Origin of the sequence: Gracilibacillus sp. D59, from assembly GCF_052246695.1 — a bacterium.
Taxonomy (GTDB): domain Bacteria; phylum Bacillota; class Bacilli; order Bacillales; family Amphibacillaceae; genus Gracilibacillus.
Map to the genome: position 1 here is coordinate 166,963 of NZ_JBQQCK010000009.1, position 23,076 is coordinate 190,038.

Consider the following 23,076-nt stretch of genomic DNA (forward strand, 5'->3'; position numbering starts at 1 on the left):
AAACGTAGCATGTTTTTTGAATAGATTAGAAAATATAATACTGGCGCATCTGTATAACTCTAACACCTAAAAGCTAGTACCGAACGCTTCAGTCCAATTTGATTGTTGCTAAACAGGAACTCTGCGCTTTTCTTATTTATCATCTTTATACTTATTTAATTTATCTCCGATCATATCGCCTAGTTGGAATCCTGATTGATCGTCATCACTTTCATACTGTTTAATTTCTTGTTGATTCTTCTCTTCTTCAATTTCTCTGATACTTAATGATATACGCTTATCTTCTCCACTTACATCAAGTACTTTTACATTGACAGTTTGTCCAACCTCAAGCACTTCGCCTGGTGTTCCGATATGCTCTGTAGAAATTTGCGAAATATGAACGAGACCTTCAACACCTGGAAGCACCTCTACAAAAGCACCGAAGTTAACTAAACGTTTTACAGTACCTTCTACTACATCATTAATCGCAATTTTTTCTTCAATATTATCCCAAGGACCAGGTTGTGTTGCTTTATGCGATAAAGATACTCTTTCATTTTCCTTATCGACAGATAAAACCTTCACTTTAAGTGTGTCGCCTTCAGAAACCACATCAGATGCTTTTTCTACATGATTATGTGCAAGTTGTGAGATATGTACTAATCCGTCTAATCCACCAATATCTACAAATACACCAAAGTCTGTAATACGTTGAACAATACCTTCAATCTCTTGACCTTCCTCAAGGGAAGTGAGTAACTCGCCTTTTTTCTTTTGTTCTTCTTCTTCAATAACCGCTCGATGCGATAAAATAATTCTATTTTGTTCTTTATCTAATTCAACAATTTTTAATGTTAGCGATTTATCTTGATAGTCAGCAAAATCCTCTACATAGTGTGTCTCTACTAATGAAGCTGGAATAAAACCTCTGACACCTACGTCTACTACAAGGCCACCTTTCACAACATCACGGACTGTAGCTTCAATAATTTCATTATTCTCAAACTTTTCTTGTAAATCGTCCCAAGCTTTTTCCGCAATTACAGCTTTCTTAGATAAGACTATTTCTTCGTCTTCTACTTTTTTCACTTGTAATTCCAGTTGGTCACCTTCACTAACTGCATCACTAGCTGTTTCTATGCGAAGTGCAGAGAGCTCACTAATCGGAACAATCCCTTCTACTTTATAACCGATATCAACTAGTACGTGTTTTTCTTCTACTTTAACCACTTTACCTTGTACAATATCGCCTACTGAAAGTTCCTTAATCTCAGAAATTTCTTGATTCATTTCATCCATGACAAAGACCTCCTTCGATTTCCAACACAAAAAACATAAATGTGCTTTTTTCTAACTTCTAACATTTAGCGTGATTTGTCAAGTTATATATATAAAACTTAATGATTTTCTTTAATTTTTTTAATTTCATTCATTATTGCATCAGTAACTTCTTGGGCAGATGCTTTCTTTTCTTTTAATGGCTCTAAATCAACTGGCTTACCATAGATAACTATAAGGGGCTCTTTACTCTTATAACTACCAACAATAGCACATGGGATCACAGTTGCTTTAGATCTAAGAGCAAAGAAACCAGCTCCTGCCAGACCTCTTTTTATCTCACCATTTTTACTTCTTGTTCCCTCTGGGAATAGTCCTAAAACATTACCTTCTTTTAATACTTCCAGACCTTTTCTTAACGCGTTACGATCTTTCATCCCACGTTTAATTGGAAAGGCGTTTACGTTATTTAAAATGAACGCAAAGATTTTATTTTTAAACAACTCTTCTTTTGCTAGAAAATGGATAGGTCGTGGACAAGTGATCCCAACAATTGGTGGGTCATAGTTCGAAATATGATTGGAACAAATAATGACTGGACCTTCTTTTGGAATATTGTCAATACCTACTTTTTTTACTTTATACTTTGGTTGTAAAACCATTTTAACCACTGTCTTTGCAAATTGATAAAAACTCATTTTCCTAACTCCTCATCTTTGAATTAACTAAAGATAATATTTTTTCTGCAACCTCATCGATGGATAATGAAGTCGTGTCTATTTCTTTTGCTCCGGGCGCTTTTTTTAGAGGTGATACAGCTCGTTCAGAATCCATTTTATCACGTTTTTCAATATCACGTTTGATTTGATCCAAGTCTGATGGAAATCCCTTTTGCAGGTTTTCTGCGTGTCTTCTTTCCGCTCGTTCTTTCACACTTGCAACCAAAAAAACTTTTACTTCCGCATCAGGAATAACTTGTGTACCAATATCTCGCCCATCCATTACAACTGCTCGTTTTTCAGCAAGTTTTTGTTGTCTTTTCACCATTTCCTCTCTTACTTCTGGAATAGAAGCTATTGCAGACACATTTTTCGTAACCTCTTCTGTCCTAATAGCATCCGTCACATTTTCGTGATTAATAAATACTTGTTGATTGGAGTTAATGTCGATTGTAATGTTATGAAGATGTTCTATAACTAAGTCAGCATTGTTTATATCAATCTGATTTTTGATTACAGAAAATGTTAACGATCTATACATTGCACCAGTATCAATGTATATGTAACCTAATTTTTTTGCAACTATTTTTGCTACTGTACTTTTACCTGCAGCAGCTGGGCCATCAATCGCAATGGCTATTTCTTTTTCTCTCATCATATTCCTTCCTACCCTTCTACCTATGAAAGACCTTTTCTACGATCTTCTAATTGTTTTGTAAAGCAGTACTGAACAATTAACTGCTGATGATGTTTATCCATTTCATTAAATTTCACAGATAAAATATCTTTATCCTCTTTTCTCTCATGTATTCGTACTGCTTCTCCAATAATATGTAAATATTCGATCTTTTTATCTAAAGGTAATACTAACATAATATCCAGTAATTCGCCCTCTTTTATTTCAATGCCTTTATCCACTAAAATAGCTAGCCCACCACCACTGATATCGTGAGTAACAGTAGTAAAAGAATCAAAATTTTGGTCTATACTTTGAACGGAAACATCCAGCATCGCTTCAACTCTTACAAATTCTCTTCGTTGGATTTTTTTAAGATTATTTACCTCGAATGAAAGAATTAGAGTTGGTATATTTTTGATTTTAGCTTTACCGATAACCTCACTAGGAAAACTAAATACTGAATTGTTTTCAATAAAGTGAACATGAAACTTTGTTCCCACAGGGAAAATATCGGAGCGATTTGTTTGCTCATCAATAGGGTAATCAATGTATACTTTATCTCTTTTTTGTTCGATGACCCTGCATTTGTACGTTGTTCTATCTTCTTTTATCTGCTCAAGCTGCAAAAATTTTCCGATTTTAATCAATGTTCATCCTCTTTCTTTGCTATTTATTTTGTTTTAATGGGAATTAGTTCAATACTTATTATCGCAAAAAAAAGAAAGAAGGAAAAGTCCTTCTTTCTCACTTTTTAATATTTCATCTCTGCTTGCTTCAGTTTATCTACTCTCACTTCACTTCCATCTGATGCATTGATGAAGATTTTGTATGTGTCTTGATTTAGTGTTCCTAAAAAAACATATGATAATACTTCTTCACCCATGTCATCTTCAATAATAGCTAGATGGTGTTCTTGAATTTTTAAGTTTGGATTTACTTTATCTCGAGCTTCTTCTTCTGATAATTCAATTTTAGGTATTTTTCTTTCATGATAATTTTCTAAATAATCTTTTGCAACAAAACCAAGTATCTCACCATTATCTAAAGCAACTTTGATTTGTATCGCATCTGGATAAATCCAAACATCATCATATTTTGGTACAAATTGAAATACACCAACATTGTCATACTGATTGCTTTCAACTAAGGCAAGCTCTTCGGTGAACTCCAATTTTGATAAATACTTTTTAGCATTTTGCATTGCCTCATGTAAACTTTTGTTTGATTCCTTTACTTTTCGATTAATCATTAAAGTTAATGGATATCCACCATTTTGGGTTATATCAATATATCCAGTTGTATCGTCTTCTTTATATGACCCACTGAATAATGGAACATTAGCGCCTTTTCCTGTTGATGCAACTGTTAATTCTGTTTCCTTATCAATTCGTAGTAGAGATCGCATTTTTTTCTTCGCTTCATCTTCTGATATCTTTTTATCTCCAAGAATTGAGAAACCATCTTTTTTACTTGAAGTTCCCATCATACTTGCATTCAGTTTTCCTTCTGAATATCCTTCTACCGTTTTTTCAACTGTTTGGAAACCATCTATAATTGTATTATCAGCTACCTGATCATTATTCACTAATGCTAGTTGTACATCCATCCATCTCAAATTATCTTTAAGTACCAAATTTTGTACTTTACGTAATTCTTTTTCTATATCTCCTGAAACTTTATAAAGAGATTCTAGAGCTTCCAATTCATCGTCAGAAAGGGGCTTTTTTTCTAAATCTCTTATAGCCGTACGATAACTAAAATCACCCATCTGTTGTAAAAATTCTTCTGTTTTGTTAAATGGTAGTAATGTTAATGGTAATTGACCTACATCATTATGTGCCATTGATGTTAACCGCCAAATTTCAGCCAATTGTGGTGATAATTGTTCTCTAGTATTCATTGCTAAAGTAGAACCAATTTTATCATGTAGTAGATCTAAGTTATAGGTTAAATCATGGAAAGATCGTTGATAATTATTTTCAGCCTGGATGAGAATTGCATTTTTTTCTTGATGTTCTTGATATCCCCATACAGATACTCCGATAACAGCTATACTTAAAAGCGTAATAAGCGTCCAACGAAACATTTTTTCACCTCCAAAAATTACATACAGAATATATGTTTTCCGATTCGTTTAATTTGTGGTCGTGACCAAATCCAGCTAGAAGTAGCAGTGTCAGGATTAAAATAATAGAGAGCCTCTCCAGTTGGGTCCCAACCATTAATAGCGTCTAATACGGCTCTTTTGGCTGTGTCATTAGGTGTTAACCAAATTTGCCCATCACTAACCGCAGTAAAGGCTCGAGGTTCAAAAATCACTCCTGATACAGTATTTGGAAACGATGAGCTTTCAACACGATTTAAAATAACTGAGGCAACTGCTACTTGGCCTTCATACGGTTCACCCCTTGCTTCACCATAAACAGCATTTGCCATGATTTGTATATCATTTTGTGAAAATCCTTGTGGTATATTGACAGCGGTTGGCTCTAAATCTTCATCTGTTGCTTGTGGTTGATTGTTATTTTGTTGAGCTGCTTGATTTTGATCTTGTTGTTGATTTTGCTGATTTGCATTACCATCGGATTCTTTTTGATTTGTATTAGGAGTTGGTTCCGTTTGTTTTTCTTTATCCATACCACCATAATAGGTGAAGTCCTTTCCTTTTTGAATTTGCTCATGCACAAAGCCTTTGTCAAATTCACTTGCTTTTTCCAACTTTTGCTTTACCTCTTGCCCTGCTAATCCATCTATTTCCATACCAAATTCATATTGAAAATTACGTAACGCCCAATACGTTCCCCAGCCGAAAACTCCATCAATATCACCATTATAAAAACCTAAATATTGAAGTCTCGCTTGGAGTTCAATAACGTCATCACCTGTAGCACCATGTTGTATCACTTGATTTGTAAATCCTTGAACCTGATTGTCTTTTCCATCAATGAAGAAAAAAGAACTAATGGCAAAAATGATAAGACAAATCGTTATCTTTTTTTTCATTAAAGCTACCTCCAAATTAATATCTAAGTGACATATTGTTATGGATAGCTTTTAATAAAAAATGAAATTTATTCATTTAAAAAAAGATACATACAATAAAAAAATTAAAATAGCTATCTTTCAATGAACAAAAAAAATACTCGTTTCATTTAAACATTGAAACGAGTAAGTAAAGAACCGTTTGAAAAGTTTACTCTTGCAAGGAGGCTGAAGCGTTTCCCGCTTGTTTTAACGAAAGAATGTCACCAATGAGAATTGCATTACTGCAAATTATTGCTCTATTTCGATGTGAGTTTCTTTTGATATCATTATTTAAACTTGTTGCTGACTGATTTCATTAGCCACTTTTACTTTCCTAAGGCTAAGCAACCACAGTATAACCATAAACGGGATGAGTCCGTATATCCATTGTCTCTGAATCGCTTCTATTATAAAATCATACGTTCCATGTAAGAAAGTAGGTAATAATAACGCTAATAACAGAAAAAATACACCACTGTTAGCTGAAAATTTTGCCCTTCCCAAATAATAACCCATTATTACTCCGAACAGTGCATGAGATGAAACTGGAAAAATCGCTCTACTTAATGCGAATTCAATACCGTGTGCAAATAAATAAAGAATATTTTCAACTGTTGCAAAACCCAAACTTATAGAAACTCCATATACAATCCCATCATAAACAGTATTAAATTTCGAATATTTATAAGTAGTGAAAATAAATATGAACCATTTAAAAAACTCCTCAAATAATCCATAGATGAAATAAGATTGTAAAAAAGAGGTTTGTGCAATACCTTCTTCTTGAAATGCATATTGAATAAACATAATTGGAAACACTAATAGTGCTCCATATATAAATGTACGGAAAATTGCATTAATCGGCTCTAATTCATATTTATCTTTTAAATAGAAAAACGATAACAACGCAAATGCCGGAGCAATGGAAACTGATATGAGAGCAAACAACTGATATCACCTACTTTCTATCTCCCGAGAATTATGTCATAATATCAAAAGAAATCTGTTAAAACAAAGATATTCGTGATATAAATAAAGAAAGTTGGGAACATAATGAAAAAAACGTTAATTATTCATACTGGTGGCACAATTTCTATGGAAGAGAATCAAGATGGGAGTGTTGTAGAAACATCAACACATCCCTTATCAAAAATGGAACCATTGCATTTTCTCCCTATTGAAGAAGTGCATTTATTCCACCTACCATCTCCACATATCACACCGAAACATATGCTTCAATTAGCAGAATTTATTCAGAGAAAAATAGATACGGATAACTATAACGGGATTGTAGTCACACATGGAACAGATACATTAGAAGAAACTTCATATTTTGTTGATGTGTGTGTAAAAACAACTATTCCTATTGTATTTACAGGTGCTATGAGATCGAGTAATGAAATTGGATCAGATGGTTTATATAATCTGATATGTGCAATTCGTGTAGCTTCTAACCCGAAGTCTTGTAATCGTGGTGTATTAGTTGTGATGAATGACGAAGTTCACACCGCGCAATATGTCACAAAAACTTCTACCACTAATGTTGCCACTTTTCAAAGTCCACAATTCGGACCTGTTGGCATGGTAACAAAACAAGATGTATATTTTTATCAAAAAACGTATCACCATGAAACTATTCATATCCATGACATAACAAAAAACGTACTACTCCTTAAAGCATATGCTGGGATGTCAAATGACCTATTAGATTATATTCAACCTTCACACATTGACGGAATTATTATTGAGGCACTAGGACAAGGGAATGTTCCCCCAACTATAGTCCCTGCTATAAAAAACTTTATAAAACATGATATAACGGTACTATTTGTATCTCGTTGTTATAAAGGAATCGTACAGCCTACCTATCAATATGAAGGTGGCGGGCGCACATTACTTGAGGACGGAGTCATCTTTGCAAATCATTTAAATGGTCCAAAAGCACGTTTGAAACTCTTACTCTTATTAGAAAATGGTGCATCTCATCAAGAGTTAATGAAAGCATTTAGAGATTAATTGATTTACTTTTACCCTCCACATAACCATATGTAGAGGGTTTTATTTTTATAATAAAAGATAATAATAACGATCTGTCCACTTTAGCACCGAACTAGGAGATTACGGAATGGCTCTATGAAAATGAAGACTTGCCTACGGAGGGTTCACTAACTTACCGTAATTCCATTATCTCAATTGAGTCAAACCAGCCGCTACGTTTCTTATCATTTTCACGACACTTTCTTATAATTGCTCTTTCTTTTTTATTGAACTGGCAATTAATCCACCGTGGAAACGACCATTCTCAATAAATATTTCGTTATTATCATATCCAGCAGCAATAACGCCAGCGATATAGATATTTTCTATATTGGTTTCCATTGTCTCAGTTTCAAAAGTCGGTCTACCTGACTCTTGATCAATAGTAATTTCAGCCTGTTTTAGAAAATCCTGGTTAGGCTGATAACCTGTCATTGCAAATACATAATCATTCTGAATAGATTTTTTCTCATCCTTCACTCGATAAATAATCTCATCCTTCGTTATTTCCTCAATCGTTGCATTAAATTCCATTTTTACTTTACCATGTTTTACAAGTGAAGCAAATTCCGGTAATATCCATGGTTTCACACTGGAAGAATACTCACTTCCACGATAAAGGACTGTTACATTAGCCCCAGCTTTATATAATTCGATTGTAGCATCTACTGCAGAGTTTTTTCCACCAATTACTGCAACATTTTGTTGGTAAAAAGGATGTGCTTCCTTAAAATAGTGAGAAACTTTATCCAATTCTTCCCCTTTTATTCCCATATAATTCGGTTGACCATAATAACCTGTTGCAATAATACAATATTTTGTCTGGTACGTAATTGTTTCTTTATATTGATTTTCCGTCTCTAGTTGAAAACCATCATTTGTTTTTTTTATTTTTATTACTTTTTCAAAGCTATTAATTCGTAAGTTTTTCCGAATTGCTACCGTACGGTAATAAGCCAATGCTTGGTTTCTAACAGGTTTATTTTTTTCCGTAACAAACGCAACGTCACCTATTTCCAATTTATCACTTGAACTGAAAAAGGTTTGGTGGGTTGGGTATTGGTAAATCGAATCGACGATATTGCCTTTTTCAATTATTAATGGATCTATACCAATATTTTGTAATTCAATTGCTGCGGACATACCACATGGTCCCGCACCAATCACAATCACTTTTTCTTGTTGCATATTGCGATACACTCCTTCAACACTTTACATATTTATGTATGTTTTAAATCCAGCCTCTAAAACGTACTGCTTCAGCTTGATTTTTCAAACCAACCATATAACTGGCCATATATATATTAACATTTTTATTTTTAGAAACATAGCAAACTTGTTTAATTGCTTGGTTGATAATATTTATAAATTTATCCTCCACTTCTTCTTCTGTATATTTTATTCCTTGCTTATATTCTAGCCATTCCAAGTAGGCATAGACTATTCCCCCCGTAGTGGTGATAACTTCAGGTATAACTTGTACATTCTTTTCGATGATCATATCCAATGCACGCTTATCAATTGAATCGTTAATAGTTTCAAGAATACATGCTGCACGTATATCGTTTGCAAGGTCTGATGTAATTTGTTCTCCTTTGGCTGTTAGAACTAACATATCGCATTTTTTTTGAAGAAACTCCTCAATACTTATACGATTTGGGAAGGCTTTCGTTACCAAACCGAAACTGTCTTTTCTCTTTAATATTTCTGGGATATCTAATCCCGCTGCATCATATAATGCGCCTTGTGGATCTGAAAGACCACTTATTTTATATCCTAATTCATATAACTTCTGTGCAACATAACTTCCTATTTGACCTATACCATGAATCATAATACCTTTATTTTGCTGTTCGCTTAATTCTGTCTGTATAGATCGGACCGTAGCAATAATTCCTTTCTCAATTGCTAGTTCTTTATCTTTAATTCCACCTAATACATATGGTTTACCTGCTATAAAATTAGGATCTGACCCCACATTCAACAGACTATATTCATCCATCATCCACGCCATAATCTGTGGATTAACTGATGCATCAGAAGATAAAATATCTGTATCAGGCCCAATTATTTGCTGAATAGTACGAATATAACCTCGGCACAGCCTTTCTAACTCTCGATGAGATAATTCTCTTACATCACACACGATACCACCACTACTGCCTCCAACAGGAATCTGCATGTTGCTCGTCTTTACGCTTCGAAGGATAGCTAATTGTGATACCTCTTCTTCGGTTAAATCCGGTCTAAAATGTACATTACCTTGCGTAATCCCAAATACATTATGATGTACTGCTCGGTACCCGGTAAACATTTTCACAGAATCATTATCCATTCTGACAGGAATCCTGACTTTCATTACTTTAGCTGGTTCTTTTAACAATTGAAATATGTCGTTAGGATAGCCTAAATGTTGTAATATGTGCTCCATCTTTTCTTGTAAATGCATATAGCCTTTTACCATTTTGTCACTCCTCATATTTTCACATACAAAAATAGTATACAACGATCTATTTATTATGTGAAATTTACAAACAGACCTAAAATCATCTGTAATAGGACATGGTCCTACCTCCATACAATGAAAGTGAAGGAAAATTTTCTTGTTTTGGAGAAAGGAGAAAATCATGACTTTTACACTAACCAAATGTTATTCACCGTTCGTTAGTAAGTTTGATCCTTGTAAACCAGTCTTAAAAAAGTGTTATTCTACTCCTCCTAATTTATATATAGGTTTTCAACCGAATAATGCAGAACAATTTCCGACTGCTAAAGAAGCGCTTTATGCTGGAACTCTATGGACTTGTTTGTATGATCCGTATTATTCGAAAAGGGGGAATCAAGCGAATGACACAGCAAAAGCCATTACCAGATAGCTATTATCAGCTACTGGAACAAATACAAGCGGTAGATTTCGTTTTAGTAGAGTTAACATTATACCTAGATACACATCCCAATGATCTAGATGCTATTAAACAATTTAATCAAGCTTCTTATGAGAGTAGACAATTGAAAAATCAATTTGAAGAACACTTTGGTCCTCTTATGCAATATGGTCAAAGTTATTCAAGCTATCCCTGGAATTGGAAAGAAGCTCCTTGGCCTTGGCAAGTATAAGAAGGGAGGAATATCAGAAATGTGGTATTACGAAAAGAAGTTGCAATACCCTGTTAAGGTTAGCGAATGTAATCCAATGTTAGCCAAATTTTTAATCGAACAATATGGAGGAGCAGACGGAGAGCTGTCAGCTGCTTTACGGTATTTAAATCAACGTTATACCATACCAGACAAAGTTGTTGGTTTATTAAATGATATTGGTACAGAAGAGTTTGCTCATTTAGAAATGATTGCTACAATGATCTATAAGTTAACTAAGGATGCAACTCCAGAGCAATTAAAGGCTGCTGGCCTAGGACCTCACTTCGTTAATCATGATCATGCATTATTTTATCATAACGCTGCTGGATCACCATGGACCGCAACATATATCCAAGCTAAAGGTGATCCGATTGCCGATTTATATGAAGATATTGCAGCAGAAGAGAAAGCACGTGCAACATATCAATGGATTATTGATATATCTGATGATCCTTTTATAAATGATTCGTTAAAATTTTTACGAGAGAGAGAGATTGTCCATTCACAACGATTCCATGAAGCGGTCGAAATATTAAAAGAAGAACGTAATCGCAAAAAAGTATTTTAATAGTTATCGTAAAAATCAGTCTCATCTTATTAATACAATATGGGGCTGATTTATTTTCGTTTTGGAAATTATAAATTTCGGATCTTGATAACATTAAAACCAAGGTATAGCACGTACACACAAGTCCCAAAATAGGAGACTTCCCTAAGCGTGCTACGATCGGATAGGAATAACTCAGCCGTGATCCATTATCGATTACAATCGTCATTTTGCTTGCCTTCATCGATCCCTCCGTGTTACACGGTTACAGTCGCTACGCTCTAGAAGTGACCTCTATTTACTTTTGATCATTAGATTAATTTTCTTCAATATTAGGAATAACAATTTCCTGACCTACGATTAATGTATCATTTTCAATTTGATTGGCCTCCATAATTTGTTTTGCAAAGTTCGAATTCCCGTAATATTGTTCAGAAATCGAAAATAAGCTATCCATTCGTTCTACTTCATGAATAGTAATATCTGAGTTGTTATCTTCTTTTACAATATTAGAGGAATTCTTCGTAATGAATACCTGTTCTACTGGATGCTCGCTTTCCTTAGACTCTGCAGATGATAAATACTCTTCGCCCCATAGTTTAAATGTTAATATTAAGAGTATAATCACTATAAACAATACTAAAATAAATCGTATAAAAGGAAAGGATATCTTCCATTTAGACTTCATTTTTCTACTCTTATGCACTTCACTTCTAGGAGGTAATGAATCTGACTTAATATACTTTTTTTGTTGCTGATCAACTTGATTTCTTAGTGATGCTGCTTGATCGTCTCTTTGATCATGATGCATGCCTAAACCTCCCTGTCCTAATTAACAAAGCCAATATAACATCCACAAGAAAATGAAGTGTGATTACCACGATAAGATTGCTTGTCAAATGATAAACAAAACCTATCCAAAAACTCAATCCGATAATCGCAATAAACAAGACCATTTTTGATAAATATCTAATATGAACGACTGCAAAGAGTATGCTAGCAATCAATATACCAAAATTGGTTTGGATCACACCCCTAAATAGAAATTCTTCAACAGAAGCAATGAATAAACACAATAAAATGATTTCCGTATATGAGCCTTGCTGAAATATCTTTTGATTGATGCCTCCATCATCCCACCATTTTTTAGCAAAGAATCTCATTAGCGTTAAATCCAATAAAACTATTACAAAAGCAGAGAAAACACCAAATATAAGCCAATCATAAAAATTCCAATAGAATAAAGAACTTATAGTCTGCCAGTCATCTATCAAAAAAGAAGCTAATATTACAGTGATTAGCCCAAGAAGCGCCTGTGATATCCAAACTTGTTGTTTCAATTGTTTACTTGAAAGTAATTTTATAAGGTCTGCTTGGCTTTTTTGCATTTTATTCTCCTTGGTATAACATCTCTTTTAAACTGGTTCGCCAATCTTGATTTTTACTGTTACTCTGTTCAAATGCTGGTCGCCAGTTCTCCCATTGGAAGTCACAATAATCACAACACATGTTGCTTGGTTTTTGAATATGATCTTGGAAATGGCTAAACAGTTCTTTTCTTCTACAACCTTTTGTATGGAGCCATTCTAGCATTTCATTTAATTTATTATATTTGTATTGATAACGTTGTTCTATTGTTTTTTGCAAAGAAAGAACGGCATCCTTAAAAGAAATATTTGATATATTGATTCGGTCTTGTTCTATTATCTTAAGCTTTTCTAATTGATAACGAAAAAACCGCCAATGAGGTTCAACGCCATTTGCTTTCAACATAAACTCGTCTTTTAGTTCTTCAATCGATACTTCACTATTATAAATTTGTTGTAACATTAGTTTAACAAGTCCATCGTCCGGTAACTCTGAGTCGAGTAAACGTTGAGGTATGATACGATCATATTCATGGTAAAGGGTAACACTAACAGATTCCTGACCATTTCTCCCGGCTCTACCTATTTCCTGTATAAATGATTCAATTTGTGATGGAAAATGATAATGAATCACTAACTGGATATCTTTTTTATTAATTCCCATTCCAAAAGCATTTGTACAACAAATCACATCTAATTGCCTGTTCATAAATTGTTGTTGGATCAACAATCTATCCTGATTATCTAGGCCACCATGATAATAGGCGATATTTCGATCCTGTACTTTTGCTTGCAAGATAGATGCTACTCTCGCTGCTTCATCTCTGCTTGAAAAATATAGTAAAGTAGGAACAGTATAGTGCTTAATTATCTCTACAAGCTTGTCTTCCTTTTCTTTGATATGATTTACGCGTTCCACAACCAAGCAGATATTTGGCTTATCCATGGGGTAGATGAATTTTTCTACATCAGGTACTTGTAATGCTTCCATAATATCTTGTTGGACGTCAGGAGTTGCTGTTGCTGTTAGTGCCAACAATGGTGGTTTATGTAATAATTGATGCACTTGCTTTATCCTTAAATAATCCGGTCGAAATTCATGACCCCATTGCGATATACAATGTGCTTCATCGATTACAAACAAGCTAATTTTAAGGGATTGTATTCTCGATAAAATTCGTTTACTTTGAAGCATTTCCGGTGACAAATATAATAATTTATAGGAGTCAATTTCTTGTAATAACATTTCTCTTTCTTGATATGAAAGCATGCTATTAAGTGCAGCCACTTTTTTGAATCCAGTGGCCTTCAGTTGTTTAACCTGATCAGTCATTAATGAAAGTAATGGTGATACAACAATTACAGTTCCTGATAACAGCATCGCTGGTAATTGATAGCAAATAGATTTCCCTGTCCCAGTAGGTAGGACTGCAAAAACATTCCGTTTATTCAAAACTGCATCTATTATATCTTTTTGCCCTGGACGGAAAGTCGAAAACCCAAAATAGGTTTGCAAATACTGTTCTAATTGTGGTTTAGACATAATCATTTTTTCCAAAATTCTCTCTCCCACCTAAAGCTATAACCAGTTTAATTTGGAAATAACTAATTGTATCTGGTAATTGACGCTTAATATCCTTTAATTTTTTCGATTGCAGCTTTTCTATTATATCTCTAATCAATAGATACTGTTGTTCCGTCATGTATACCGACCAATTCAATGCCTTGTAAATATACGCGATTTCGACAATGTGATCTTTTATTGTATTTACTTTTAAGTTACGAACATTGGCAATTTCGTCAATCGATAGTCCTTGTTGCAAATAATAAAATGTCTGTTTTCCTGAATCACTTAATAACATATGATTTTTATGAACAGGATATAATTGTGGAAGAAACGTAAGTTTGTCTTTCGTTTCGATTGTTTTACATATAGCGTGAATAATGTTCTTAAAAGACAAATAGACATCATGAATTGTTAATTGATATTTCTTAGAAATTTGGTATCTGCTTAGCCCTACTTTTTTTAGTGAGGTTAAACTATCAACAAAAGCCCCTGCATGTGAATCCGGAAAATCCTCTAATATAATAATCAAATCTTGATGTATATATTTCAGCATTTTTTCTGTACCCAATTGATGTTGTTTATTCCATACTTTTTTTACAAATTGTTGGGTTTCAACATCTTCAATAATTGGTATAAACCGTTGTTCTTTCTGGTGTAAGTGAGTTAATGTCTGAATAAATAGCAGCAAATGTTTTGAAAATTGATCTCCCGTTTGATGAAATTCTGCACCATTTAAATTAAAATAAGGCTCGTATTTTTCTTTAAGTTGTTTATAATAAATCTTTCCTTTATCAGTAATATATACAGTTTGTTGATTACTGTCTATTGTAATAAGCTGATTATTACTTAATCGTCGAATTTCCTGATTAAATGCTTGTCTTGTTAATGGTTTATATATCCCAAAACAGGTGGTTAAACCAAATAAATTACTGTCTTGTATCGTTTGAGTAGATTTCTTTGCCGTTAACAAGTGAAAAATATTATATATTGTTCGTTCACCATTTAATTTCATTATACTATCTAATAAAATACATTCAAACATCTGAACACCTCAATTTTAGCTATATATATTTTAACAATTATTGTGAGATTTGAATACTCCATCATTGTAACTTAAGAAAGTATTTGATAATCTAATAGCTAGAATATAAGAAAGAAAAGGAAGTGGCGATTAATGCCATATTATACGTGGATAGATAAAGAAACATGTATTGCATGCGGAGTATGTGGTGCAACCGCTCCTGATTTATTCGATTATGATGACGAAGGAGTCGCATACAGCAAACTCGATAATAATAAAGGTGAGAAAAAAGTTCCTATTGATTTGGAAGAAGATCTTTTAGATGCACACGAAAGCTGTCCAACAGAATCAGTAAAAATATATCACAAAGAATAGGGAGTGTAACAACCCTATTCTTTGTTTCGGTTATGCCCGGTAGCTTTTTACAGTCTCTAATAGGCGTTTAGTTTTGAAAAGTTTCATTTGAAATAACATTAATTTGATCGGTAGTTTGAATTGGTTGAGTTAAATCATATTTGCCAATTTGATCGATACCTATATTAAAAAGTACTTCTTGATATCCATAAGTGGATGCTGTTGCCAGGATCGCTTCAATCATTTGAACAGTACTTTGATTCAATCCAATTTGATCAGATGACAATGAAACAAATACCTGACCTGCCTTCTGATCCTCTGTCTCAATCACCGTATCTTCAGGAATAGAAGGCTGAACATTGAATTTTGGTGCGGCTATTTTCATTTCTTCTAAGGCAGCAGTCAATGTCTTAAATGCACCATCAGTCTTTGCTGCAAGCCAATCTGATCCATTATTATATTGATATATTTTATAAGGTACTTGCTCTATTGGATTTAGTGGATAAAGATTATTACTCATATCTACTTGATTTAAAATAGGGTCACGATTCTCAAACTGAATCTCCTCTATCCCTAATGGCTGAAACATAAATGTTAACACTTCAAAAAAATTGCTGCTATTGTTTCCGCTAGCTTGCACTTCAAAAGAATTAGTAAATGTTGCATGAACTACTTGATTATCTCTTTCAAATTGTATATCACGTATTCCGATATCATATAATCCGTTTTCTTCTAAATCGATATAGTCGGTAATTTGACTATAGGAGAAGTTATTGTTCAAGATAGTTATCGGCACAATGTGTTGCCCTTGTTCAGTCAATAACGCCATAAAACTCGGAGAGTGTGTATCATCGATATCAAGTAGATATCGATAATCTTCATTTAATCTGTCTAACGCTTCCTCTTCGTTAAAAATTTCTGCTTTTTCTGCTTCTCCTGTTGAGGATGCTTTATCATCACCATTATCAAATTTTTCTAAAGTATCCATGTTGGATTCATCTGCCATTTCTGATGATGATTGCTCCAAACTATTTGAAAAGTCTTGCCCCTGTATAATAATAAACAATAACAGAACCGCACTAATTGTAGCAATTATTGGAACCCATACAAATGACCGTTTCTTCCGAGAAGATACTTCATCTTGATCTATTTTTAATTGAATTTTTTGATAAATCTCCTCTTTAGTACGTTTATCCTCTATTTTAGGCAATTTTCGCAGTTGCTCTTTAATCTGTTCATCATTTGGTTTATGATTATTTTTCATGATAGCGTTCCTCCTCTCCAAACGAGGTCATCATACATTGTTGCAGAACTTTTAAGGCACGATGTTGAGTTGTTTTCACTTTACTAGAGGACCAATCCAATATTTCCGCCGTTTCTTTTATATTAAAGTCTTGTATAAAACGTAAAATAATCACTTGTTTTTGGTCGTTGCTACAATGTTCCATACAATGATAAATTTGTTTCCTATGATCATCTAATAAAATATACTCTTCCGGCTCTTGCTGTTCGGATTTAATTTGCTCTCCTTCTTCTCCCCAGTTAAAGAATTCTAAAAATTTATTTCTTTTTCTTTTTAATTTGCGGAAATAATCAAAAGTGACATGTCTTGCAATTGAAAAAAGCCACGTTTTTTCCGAACTTTCACCTTTGAAATTCTGATAAGAGGTTAGTACCTTTATATAGACATCCTGTACAATATCTTCTGTTTGTTGTTTATCTTTTACCATATAAAAAATAAATTGAAATAAATCCTGATGATATTTACTATATAATTCTTCAAAAGTGGTCTTCACCTCAAGACCCCCTCACCTTATACTATTTGTCGATATTTTCATCAAAAAGTTACAAATCACTCTAAAATTATGCTACAAAACTAAAATACCACAGTAATCTATACTGTGGTAGTAAATTTTCAAAATAAACGTTTGACACGCTGGAATACTCTATTTAATATTGGGTATAAAATAATCATAAAAATAACATTGCCAACCGCATGAGCGATATCAAATGTGATACCAGCTAGGTAATATGCGACAAAACTGCCAGCAAACGTAAATGTACCTAGATTGACAATCAAACCATAAATAAATGCAGCAATAAACGCAAAAATAGTTAATAGGAACATTTGTTTTTGACTTTTCATTTTGCCTATTAATCCAGCAATAAGTCCTATTAAAGCCCATGCGATCATTTGCCAAATAGTCCAAATACCCATTCCTAAAAAGAGATTTGTAATGTAGGTTGTGATAATGGCAATACATATTGCGGGTAATACACCTAGCATTGCACCACTTATTATGATAATTGATGTTACAGGTTGTATATTTGGTAAAAATTGAAAAGTGATTCTTCCTATAACACAAACAGCAGCTAACAATGATATAAGTGTAAGTTTATTGGTACTCAATTTATCACTCAATTACTTGAAGATCAAATGTTATATGATCTTCATCCTCTACTTGGTAATCAGCAATCCCCTCGTTTACCATTTCTCCATTTGCTTCATATGTCCAAAAAATATTCGCTCCCGTATCTTGTGCATGTCCTTCAATCGCTGTAAGAAATCCTTCATCTGTTACTTCCACATCATAATTATCCTCTAAAATGGTTAATAACGTTGTACCTGGTTGAACCGTGAAATCCTCATCGCTGATCGTAGTATTTGATGTCTGATCCGTAATAGTTAATGAGATGGATATGTCATCTTCTGATGTAGTGGAATTCCCACAAGCAGTCATTAATATCGCTAAAATAGTAATAATAAATAGTTGCTTTATATGTTTCATATTTTTCATTCTCCTCAATTTTATATTCGTTGAGGATAAAAGCTATGTTAAAGTATGTATAATGATGATACGACACTCCACATGCTTATTCCTCGAAGCATGAATAGATGTTTAATGGCAGGTCTCCTGACTTTGTGTATAATTTCTACTTTAGCGTCTTCCTATACGTAAATTTACATACAGTGACATAAGCTATTTCATTACACTTACAGTTGCGAGGACAGTTCTGGATTCACACCAGATTCCCTATTAAGCAATACACCATTAAACACGCAATAATCTTTTAATTTTGTGTTATTTCGAATTTATACCCTACACCCCATACCGTTACGATCATTTTCGCAGCATCTGTAGATACTTTGCTTAGTTTTTCCCTTAACCTTTTCACATGCGTGTCTACTGTTCGTAAATCACCAAAAAATTCATATTTCCATACTTCTTTAAGTAATTCTTCCCTTTCAAAAACTTTGTCAGGTGATTTTGCTAGGAATAAGAGCAATTCGTACTCTTTAGGAGTCAAATTAACCTCCTTGTTATCTGCTAAAACACGATGTGCATCATTATCAATTAATAGGTGTGGAAATTCAATCAAATCTTTGGACCGATTTGACATATTTATTGAATTGGAATTTGACGACCTTCTCAATAATGCTTTGACCCTTAACACCACTTCACGAGGACTAAATGGTTTCACTATGTAATCATCAGTCCCGGCCTCAAAACCATGAATTCGACTTAACTCTTCACCTTTGGCAGTGAGCATAATAACTGGTGTCGCCTTCTTAGTTCTCAGTTCTTTACATACCTCTAACCCATCTTTTCCAGGCATCATCAGATCAAGTAAAATCACTTCGTAATCTTCATTCAGAGCTAACTTTAAGGCTTGTTCTCCATCTTCCGCCTCATCAATCACATAGCCTTCACGTTCAAGATACATTTTTAATAGACGGCGAATTCTATCTTCATCATCCACAACAAGTATTTTCTTTGTTTGCTGTTCCATCCTTCTCCCCCCTATCTCTTTATAGTATATAGGCAAAAAGCACAAGAGACAAATATCACTTGTACTTTCTGTAAAAACGATTATGCGTAAGAATGTAAACCAGCTAACACAAGGTTAACAACGATTAAATTAAACATAATGATAGCAAATCCGATTACAGCTAACCATGCTGACTTTTCACCATGCCATCCACGTGATAAACGAAGGTGTAAGAAAATGGCATAGAAGAAAAAGGTAACAAGTGCCCATACCTCTTTCGGATCCCATCCCCAGTATCTATTCCATGCTTCTTGTGCCCAAATGGCAGCAAAAATTAATCCACCTAAGCTAAATACTGGAAATCCAATAGCAACTGCCCGGTAACAGACTTCATCTAATAATTCAGGATTTGCTTTTTTAAGAAGAGGTTGGATAGCTGCAGCTAATCTCTTTCTTAAAATTACTCTAGCTAACAAATATAATAATAAACCTACAGATAATGACCAGACTAATGTATTTAATTTACGAGGGGCTTCCGCTCCATGCATCCATCCTGGCGTCGTAAATATAGCATCCATCCTATCTTCTGATGTTAGTTCCCCGTTGTCTGGTCCAAACAATGCTGGTAACTGATATTCTAATGTGAATTCTTCTTCATCAACTACATAAGAAAAGGTAGCGTTATAATCCATTGCTGAAAAAACAGTCGTGATTAAAACAAATCCTAATGTTGCACAAATAGAGTACATAATGATTTCTAGCCATCTAGTTTGCTTGGTATTCTTTGATTGGTCAATTTGATGGATTAAATAAATAATACCAGCGACAAAACTAGCTGCTAAAATCGCTTCACCTAAAGCAACTGTAGTGACATGAATATACAGCCAGTGACTTTTTAATGAAGGGACCAATGGTGAAATCTCCTTTGGATACATACTTGCGTAACCAATAATTAACAATGCTATTGGTAAGGCAAATAAACCTAACAATTCTATACGATATATAAAGTATAAAATAATAAATGCCAATACAAGCATCATACCGAAAAAAGTAACAAATTCAAACATGTTACTGACTGGTGCATGTCCACTTGCCATCCATCTAGTAATAAAGTAACAGGCTTGTGAAATAAATCCTAATATAGTAGTAGCAATCGCTAATTTATTCATTAATGTGAATTGCTTCGTTTGTTGCTTGTCCTTAATTGTTGCAGCAAAAAAGATAACTGCAATTAAATAGATCACAAAAGCAGCATACAGCAAGCCACTACTTAAAGATAGTAAATCCATACACATTCTCCTCCTTTCATCACCCGAAACGGTAATGATTTACGCATCATTCTTCTTTTCTTGATCCTGTACCATGGTAAATGATGTTCCAGTAATTACTTTCTCAAATTCTTTCGTTAAGCCATACCAGTTTTTATTCGTATGACATGCTATATAGATTCGTTCTTCACCTGGATGAATCCATATTCTTCGATGTTGCCAATACATTCCTTGAATGACACCTATCATAAAAATAAACGCACCTAATCCTAGAATAGGAAGGGTCAGATCTTTTCTTACTTTTAAACCAGTAACATCACGTACACTAAAGTCAGTTAAGCTCAGCTTATATTGATTATCACCTGAAGGTATATTATGACCAATTGCTAAAAAGCTTGCTTCGCGTTCTTCGATATCAGGACCGTAAACAAAAAAGACAAACCCGGGATTTCGGGGATAATTAGATATCGATCTTGGTTTACCATTATCCAGTTCATATTCTGGATAATATCTGTTTAATTCAATACGATAACCATTATCAAACACATACTCACTTTTAGGATCGGTTAGATCGACTGTAAACTCTACTATAGCCTCTTCTTCTTCATCCGCCGTTCTATGTAATTTAAAGGACATCGTTTGAAATTCGTTTAATTGATAACTATCTTGATAAAGTGCTAAATCATTGATTTTCATCGGTTCATTGACAATAATTTCTCCACGTTTGACTTCTTTTAATTCTGGCTCAGAACCTATTACATCTTTTGTAACATCTTCATAGATAATCGCTTTTGTTTCAAAATGTTTCGGTACAGGTCCACTTGTATTTTGTAATGCATCTTTAAAAATAGCATCTTCACCATCATTTCCATACGTTTCAAGTATAAACTCTTCGTTTTTTATGTAGTATTGTTGATGAGTGCTTGGGATAACTTGCGTCTCGCCTTCTCGCACCCATACAAAATCATCAACGTACATAAAGGGTATGAATCGAAATAATGTTCCTAATAAAAAAATAATAAGACCTAAATGGTTTACATATGGACCCCAGCGTGAAAATCTACCTTTTTCTGCTAGAATGTGTCCGTCTTTTTCTGTTATTTTATAACGTTGCTTTTTCAGGTTATCTATAAAACGATTTTTATCTTTCTCCTGATAATCTTGATATTCCCCGAAAAACTTCTGTCTTTTCAAAAAATTGGGATGTCGTTTAATAGCTTGATTTTTCAATGCTTTATATAAAGGAAATCCTCGATCAATACTTACGATAAAAATAGAAATTCCAATTAGGGCAACCAAGATCATATACCACCAGGAGCTGTATAAATTATGAAAACCTAATTGATAATAGATTTGTCCAGTTAATCCGTACTGATCTCGGTAATGTACCGCGGGATCAATATTTTGCGGAATGTACATTTGCTGAGGATATATCGTTCCTAGAGCAGATGCAACTAAAGTAATGGCGATTAAAGTTACACCAACTTTAACAGACGAAAAGAAATTCCAGATTTTATCTACAATCGAACGATTTTTTGTTTTTGAACGAATCGCACTTCCATCATATCGCATATTTAATAATGTACTTTGCTGGTCACTATCTAACGGATTTCCACATTTTTCGCAAATGGTCGTCCCTTCTTTATTCTGATGACCACAAGTACTACATTTTATTGTGTTCATTGAAATCCCTCACGTTCCCTTTGGTACAATCTGTTGTAAATAACCTTCTAGTCGTTCTAGTGAAAGTTCACCTAATACTCGTTCTACCACTACACCATTTTCGTCGATGAAGTAAGTCGTAGGTAATGGTCGTATACCATAAGCATCCAAGACTTGACTGTCTTTATCATGCAATATTGGGAATGACAAATCATACTGATCTACAAACTTATTAATTACTAATTCTGTAGCATCAACACTGACAGCAACAATTTCTACCCCTTGCTCTTTATATTTTGGATATAACTTCTCCATATAAGGCATTTCACGTTCACAGGGTTCACAATAGGTAGCCCAGAAATTTAACATGACTCCTTTTCCTTCAAGATCAGAAAGCTGTAATGTTGATTGTTTCGCATCTTCATTGTTTGCAACACGTTTTAGTTGAAAATCTGGTGCTTTATCGTTTATATCAACCGTTGCTTCTTCTTCAGCGGTTAAATTCGAAACAACGGCAAACAATAATGCTCCGAAAAGTACTACTAATATGGAAGATCGAAAAATAAAACGATTTCGTTTCTTAGCTTTTTTGGTTTGTTTCGCCTGTTCAATCTTATTCATAGTTCCCCACTCCCTTCGATCATTGTACCATTTACGATGAT

General features: G+C 33.9%; 26 protein-coding genes and 1 riboswitch. Of the genes, 5 read left to right on the forward strand and 21 right to left on the reverse strand.

All coding sequences use genetic code 11. The features are described 5' to 3' along the window. Positions 1-132: 132 nt before the first annotated feature. From rpsA to prsW, 7 genes are all read right to left on the reverse strand, one after another. Positions 133-1,281 (reverse strand): 30S ribosomal protein S1, encoded by a 1,149-nt coding sequence (rpsA, locus tag ACTWP4_RS15840; RefSeq protein WP_443129753.1) that lies wholly within the window; start codon positions 1,279-1,281, stop codon positions 133-135. A 98-nt stretch (positions 1,282-1,379) separates the two neighbouring features. Next, on the reverse strand, positions 1,380-1,958 hold the full coding sequence (locus tag ACTWP4_RS15845) for a lysophospholipid acyltransferase family protein (RefSeq protein WP_443129754.1): 579 nt from the start codon (positions 1,956-1,958) through the stop codon (positions 1,380-1,382). A gap of 4 nt (positions 1,959-1,962) precedes the next feature. Further along, positions 1,963-2,634 (reverse strand): (d)CMP kinase, encoded by a 672-nt coding sequence (gene cmk, locus ACTWP4_RS15850; protein ID WP_443129755.1) that lies wholly within the window; start codon positions 2,632-2,634, stop codon positions 1,963-1,965. Positions 2,635-2,657: 23 nt separating this feature from the next. After that, positions 2,658-3,305, reverse strand: coding sequence for a flagellar brake protein (locus ACTWP4_RS15855; RefSeq protein WP_443129756.1), 648 nt, complete (start codon positions 3,303-3,305; stop codon positions 2,658-2,660). Between the two features lie 104 nt (positions 3,306-3,409). Beyond that, entirely contained in the window at positions 3,410-4,744 is a 1,335-nt protein-coding gene (ypeB, locus tag ACTWP4_RS15860) for a germination protein YpeB (RefSeq protein ID WP_443129757.1), read from the reverse strand. Between the two features lie 17 nt (positions 4,745-4,761). Continuing rightward, the gene (gene sleB, locus ACTWP4_RS15865) at positions 4,762-5,661 is read right to left on the reverse strand and encodes a spore cortex-lytic enzyme (protein WP_443129758.1); all 900 of its coding nucleotides are present in this window, start codon (positions 5,659-5,661) and stop codon (positions 4,762-4,764) included. Between the two features lie 312 nt (positions 5,662-5,973). After that, complete coding sequence (prsW, locus tag ACTWP4_RS15870) at positions 5,974-6,630, reverse strand: glutamic-type intramembrane protease PrsW (RefSeq protein WP_443129759.1); 657 nt, start codon at positions 6,628-6,630, stop codon at positions 5,974-5,976. Positions 6,631-6,735: 105 nt separating this feature from the next. Here prsW and ACTWP4_RS15875 point away from each other — a divergent pair, with 105 nt between their 5' ends. Further along, positions 6,736-7,698 carry an asparaginase gene (locus tag ACTWP4_RS15875; protein WP_443129760.1) on the forward strand — a complete coding sequence of 321 codons (963 nt, stop codon included), beginning with the start codon at positions 6,736-6,738 and terminating at the stop codon, positions 7,696-7,698. A gap of 225 nt (positions 7,699-7,923) precedes the next feature. Here ACTWP4_RS15875 and ACTWP4_RS15880 read toward each other — a convergent pair whose 3' ends face one another. After that, complete coding sequence (locus ACTWP4_RS15880) at positions 7,924-8,907, reverse strand: YpdA family putative bacillithiol disulfide reductase (protein WP_443129761.1); 984 nt, start codon at positions 8,905-8,907, stop codon at positions 7,924-7,926. 43 nt (positions 8,908-8,950) lie between these two features. Next, the gene (locus tag ACTWP4_RS15885; RefSeq protein WP_443129762.1) at positions 8,951-10,183 is read right to left on the reverse strand and encodes a Glu/Leu/Phe/Val family dehydrogenase; all 1,233 of its coding nucleotides are present in this window, start codon (positions 10,181-10,183) and stop codon (positions 8,951-8,953) included. A 163-nt stretch (positions 10,184-10,346) separates the two neighbouring features. Between ACTWP4_RS15885 and ACTWP4_RS15890 the strand changes: the two genes are divergently transcribed. Genes ACTWP4_RS15890 through ACTWP4_RS15900 form a run of 3 tightly spaced genes read left to right on the forward strand, consistent with a single transcriptional unit; the run spans position 10,347 to position 11,425 of the window. Then, on the forward strand, positions 10,347-10,595 hold the full coding sequence (locus tag ACTWP4_RS15890; RefSeq protein ID WP_443129763.1) for a spore coat associated protein CotJA: 249 nt from the start codon (positions 10,347-10,349) through the stop codon (positions 10,593-10,595). Then, complete coding sequence (locus tag ACTWP4_RS15895) at positions 10,567-10,836, forward strand: spore coat protein CotJB (protein ID WP_443129764.1); 270 nt, start codon at positions 10,567-10,569, stop codon at positions 10,834-10,836. The genes ACTWP4_RS15890 and ACTWP4_RS15895 overlap by 29 nt, the downstream gene beginning before the upstream one ends. A 19-nt stretch (positions 10,837-10,855) precedes the next feature. Further along, positions 10,856-11,425 carry a manganese catalase family protein gene (locus tag ACTWP4_RS15900; protein WP_443129765.1) on the forward strand — a complete coding sequence of 190 codons (570 nt, stop codon included), beginning with the start codon at positions 10,856-10,858 and terminating at the stop codon, positions 11,423-11,425. Between the two features lie 295 nt (positions 11,426-11,720). Here the strand turns inward: ACTWP4_RS15900 and ACTWP4_RS15905 are convergent, their stop codons facing one another. Genes ACTWP4_RS15905 through ACTWP4_RS15920 form a run of 4 tightly spaced genes read right to left on the reverse strand, consistent with a single transcriptional unit; the run spans position 11,721 to position 15,380 of the window. Beyond that, entirely contained in the window at positions 11,721-12,215 is a 495-nt protein-coding gene (locus tag ACTWP4_RS15905) for a LysM peptidoglycan-binding domain-containing protein (protein ID WP_443129766.1), read from the reverse strand. Then, entirely contained in the window at positions 12,205-12,792 is a 588-nt protein-coding gene (locus tag ACTWP4_RS15910; RefSeq protein WP_443129767.1) for a lysostaphin resistance A-like protein, read from the reverse strand. Before ACTWP4_RS15910 ends, ACTWP4_RS15905 begins: the two co-directional genes overlap by 11 nt. A 1-nt stretch (position 12,793) precedes the next feature. After that, entirely contained in the window at positions 12,794-14,320 is a 1,527-nt protein-coding gene (locus ACTWP4_RS15915; RefSeq protein ID WP_443129794.1) for a RecQ family ATP-dependent DNA helicase, read from the reverse strand. Beyond that, a complete protein-coding gene (locus ACTWP4_RS15920; protein ID WP_443129768.1) occupies positions 14,307-15,380 on the reverse strand; it encodes a helix-turn-helix domain-containing protein in 1,074 nt (357 codons plus the stop codon). Before ACTWP4_RS15920 ends, ACTWP4_RS15915 begins: the two co-directional genes overlap by 14 nt. Positions 15,381-15,512: 132 nt before the next feature. Between ACTWP4_RS15920 and ACTWP4_RS15925 the strand changes: the two genes are divergently transcribed. Beyond that, positions 15,513-15,734, forward strand: a complete 222-nt coding sequence (locus ACTWP4_RS15925; protein WP_443129769.1) for a ferredoxin — start codon at positions 15,513-15,515, stop codon at positions 15,732-15,734. 67 nt (positions 15,735-15,801) lie between these two features. Here ACTWP4_RS15925 and ACTWP4_RS15930 read toward each other — a convergent pair whose 3' ends face one another. The 8 genes from ACTWP4_RS15930 to resA all read right to left on the reverse strand — a co-directional run bounded on the left by ACTWP4_RS15930 (position 15,802) and on the right by resA (position 23,035). Beyond that, on the reverse strand, positions 15,802-16,977 hold the full coding sequence (locus ACTWP4_RS15930; protein ID WP_443129770.1) for a hypothetical protein: 1,176 nt from the start codon (positions 16,975-16,977) through the stop codon (positions 15,802-15,804). Then, positions 16,967-17,509: a sigma-70 family RNA polymerase sigma factor gene (locus ACTWP4_RS15935; RefSeq protein WP_443129771.1), complete on the reverse strand. Its 543-nt coding sequence runs from the start codon at positions 17,507-17,509 to the stop codon at positions 16,967-16,969. The genes ACTWP4_RS15930 and ACTWP4_RS15935 overlap by 11 nt, the downstream gene beginning before the upstream one ends. Before the next feature lie 119 nt (positions 17,510-17,628). Then, the gene (locus tag ACTWP4_RS15940; protein WP_443129772.1) at positions 17,629-18,123 is read right to left on the reverse strand and encodes an ECF transporter S component; all 495 of its coding nucleotides are present in this window, start codon (positions 18,121-18,123) and stop codon (positions 17,629-17,631) included. A 4-nt stretch (positions 18,124-18,127) separates the two neighbouring features. Further along, complete coding sequence (locus tag ACTWP4_RS15945) at positions 18,128-18,502, reverse strand: DUF4430 domain-containing protein (protein WP_443129773.1); 375 nt, start codon at positions 18,500-18,502, stop codon at positions 18,128-18,130. A 99-nt stretch (positions 18,503-18,601) separates the two neighbouring features. Beyond that, a riboswitch (cobalamin riboswitch) is annotated at positions 18,602-18,783 on the reverse strand. A gap of 2 nt (positions 18,784-18,785) precedes the next feature. After that, complete coding sequence (locus ACTWP4_RS15950) at positions 18,786-19,505, reverse strand: response regulator transcription factor (RefSeq protein WP_443129774.1); 720 nt, start codon at positions 19,503-19,505, stop codon at positions 18,786-18,788. 80 nt (positions 19,506-19,585) lie between these two features. Beyond that, entirely contained in the window at positions 19,586-20,773 is a 1,188-nt protein-coding gene (gene ccsB, locus ACTWP4_RS15955; protein WP_443129775.1) for a c-type cytochrome biogenesis protein CcsB, read from the reverse strand. 39 nt (positions 20,774-20,812) lie between these two features. After that, entirely contained in the window at positions 20,813-22,435 is a 1,623-nt protein-coding gene (locus tag ACTWP4_RS15960) for a cytochrome c biogenesis protein (protein WP_443129776.1), read from the reverse strand. Between the two features lie 9 nt (positions 22,436-22,444). After that, complete coding sequence (resA, locus tag ACTWP4_RS15965) at positions 22,445-23,035, reverse strand: thiol-disulfide oxidoreductase ResA (protein ID WP_443129777.1); 591 nt, start codon at positions 23,033-23,035, stop codon at positions 22,445-22,447. Between the last annotated feature and the right edge of the window lie 41 nt (positions 23,036-23,076).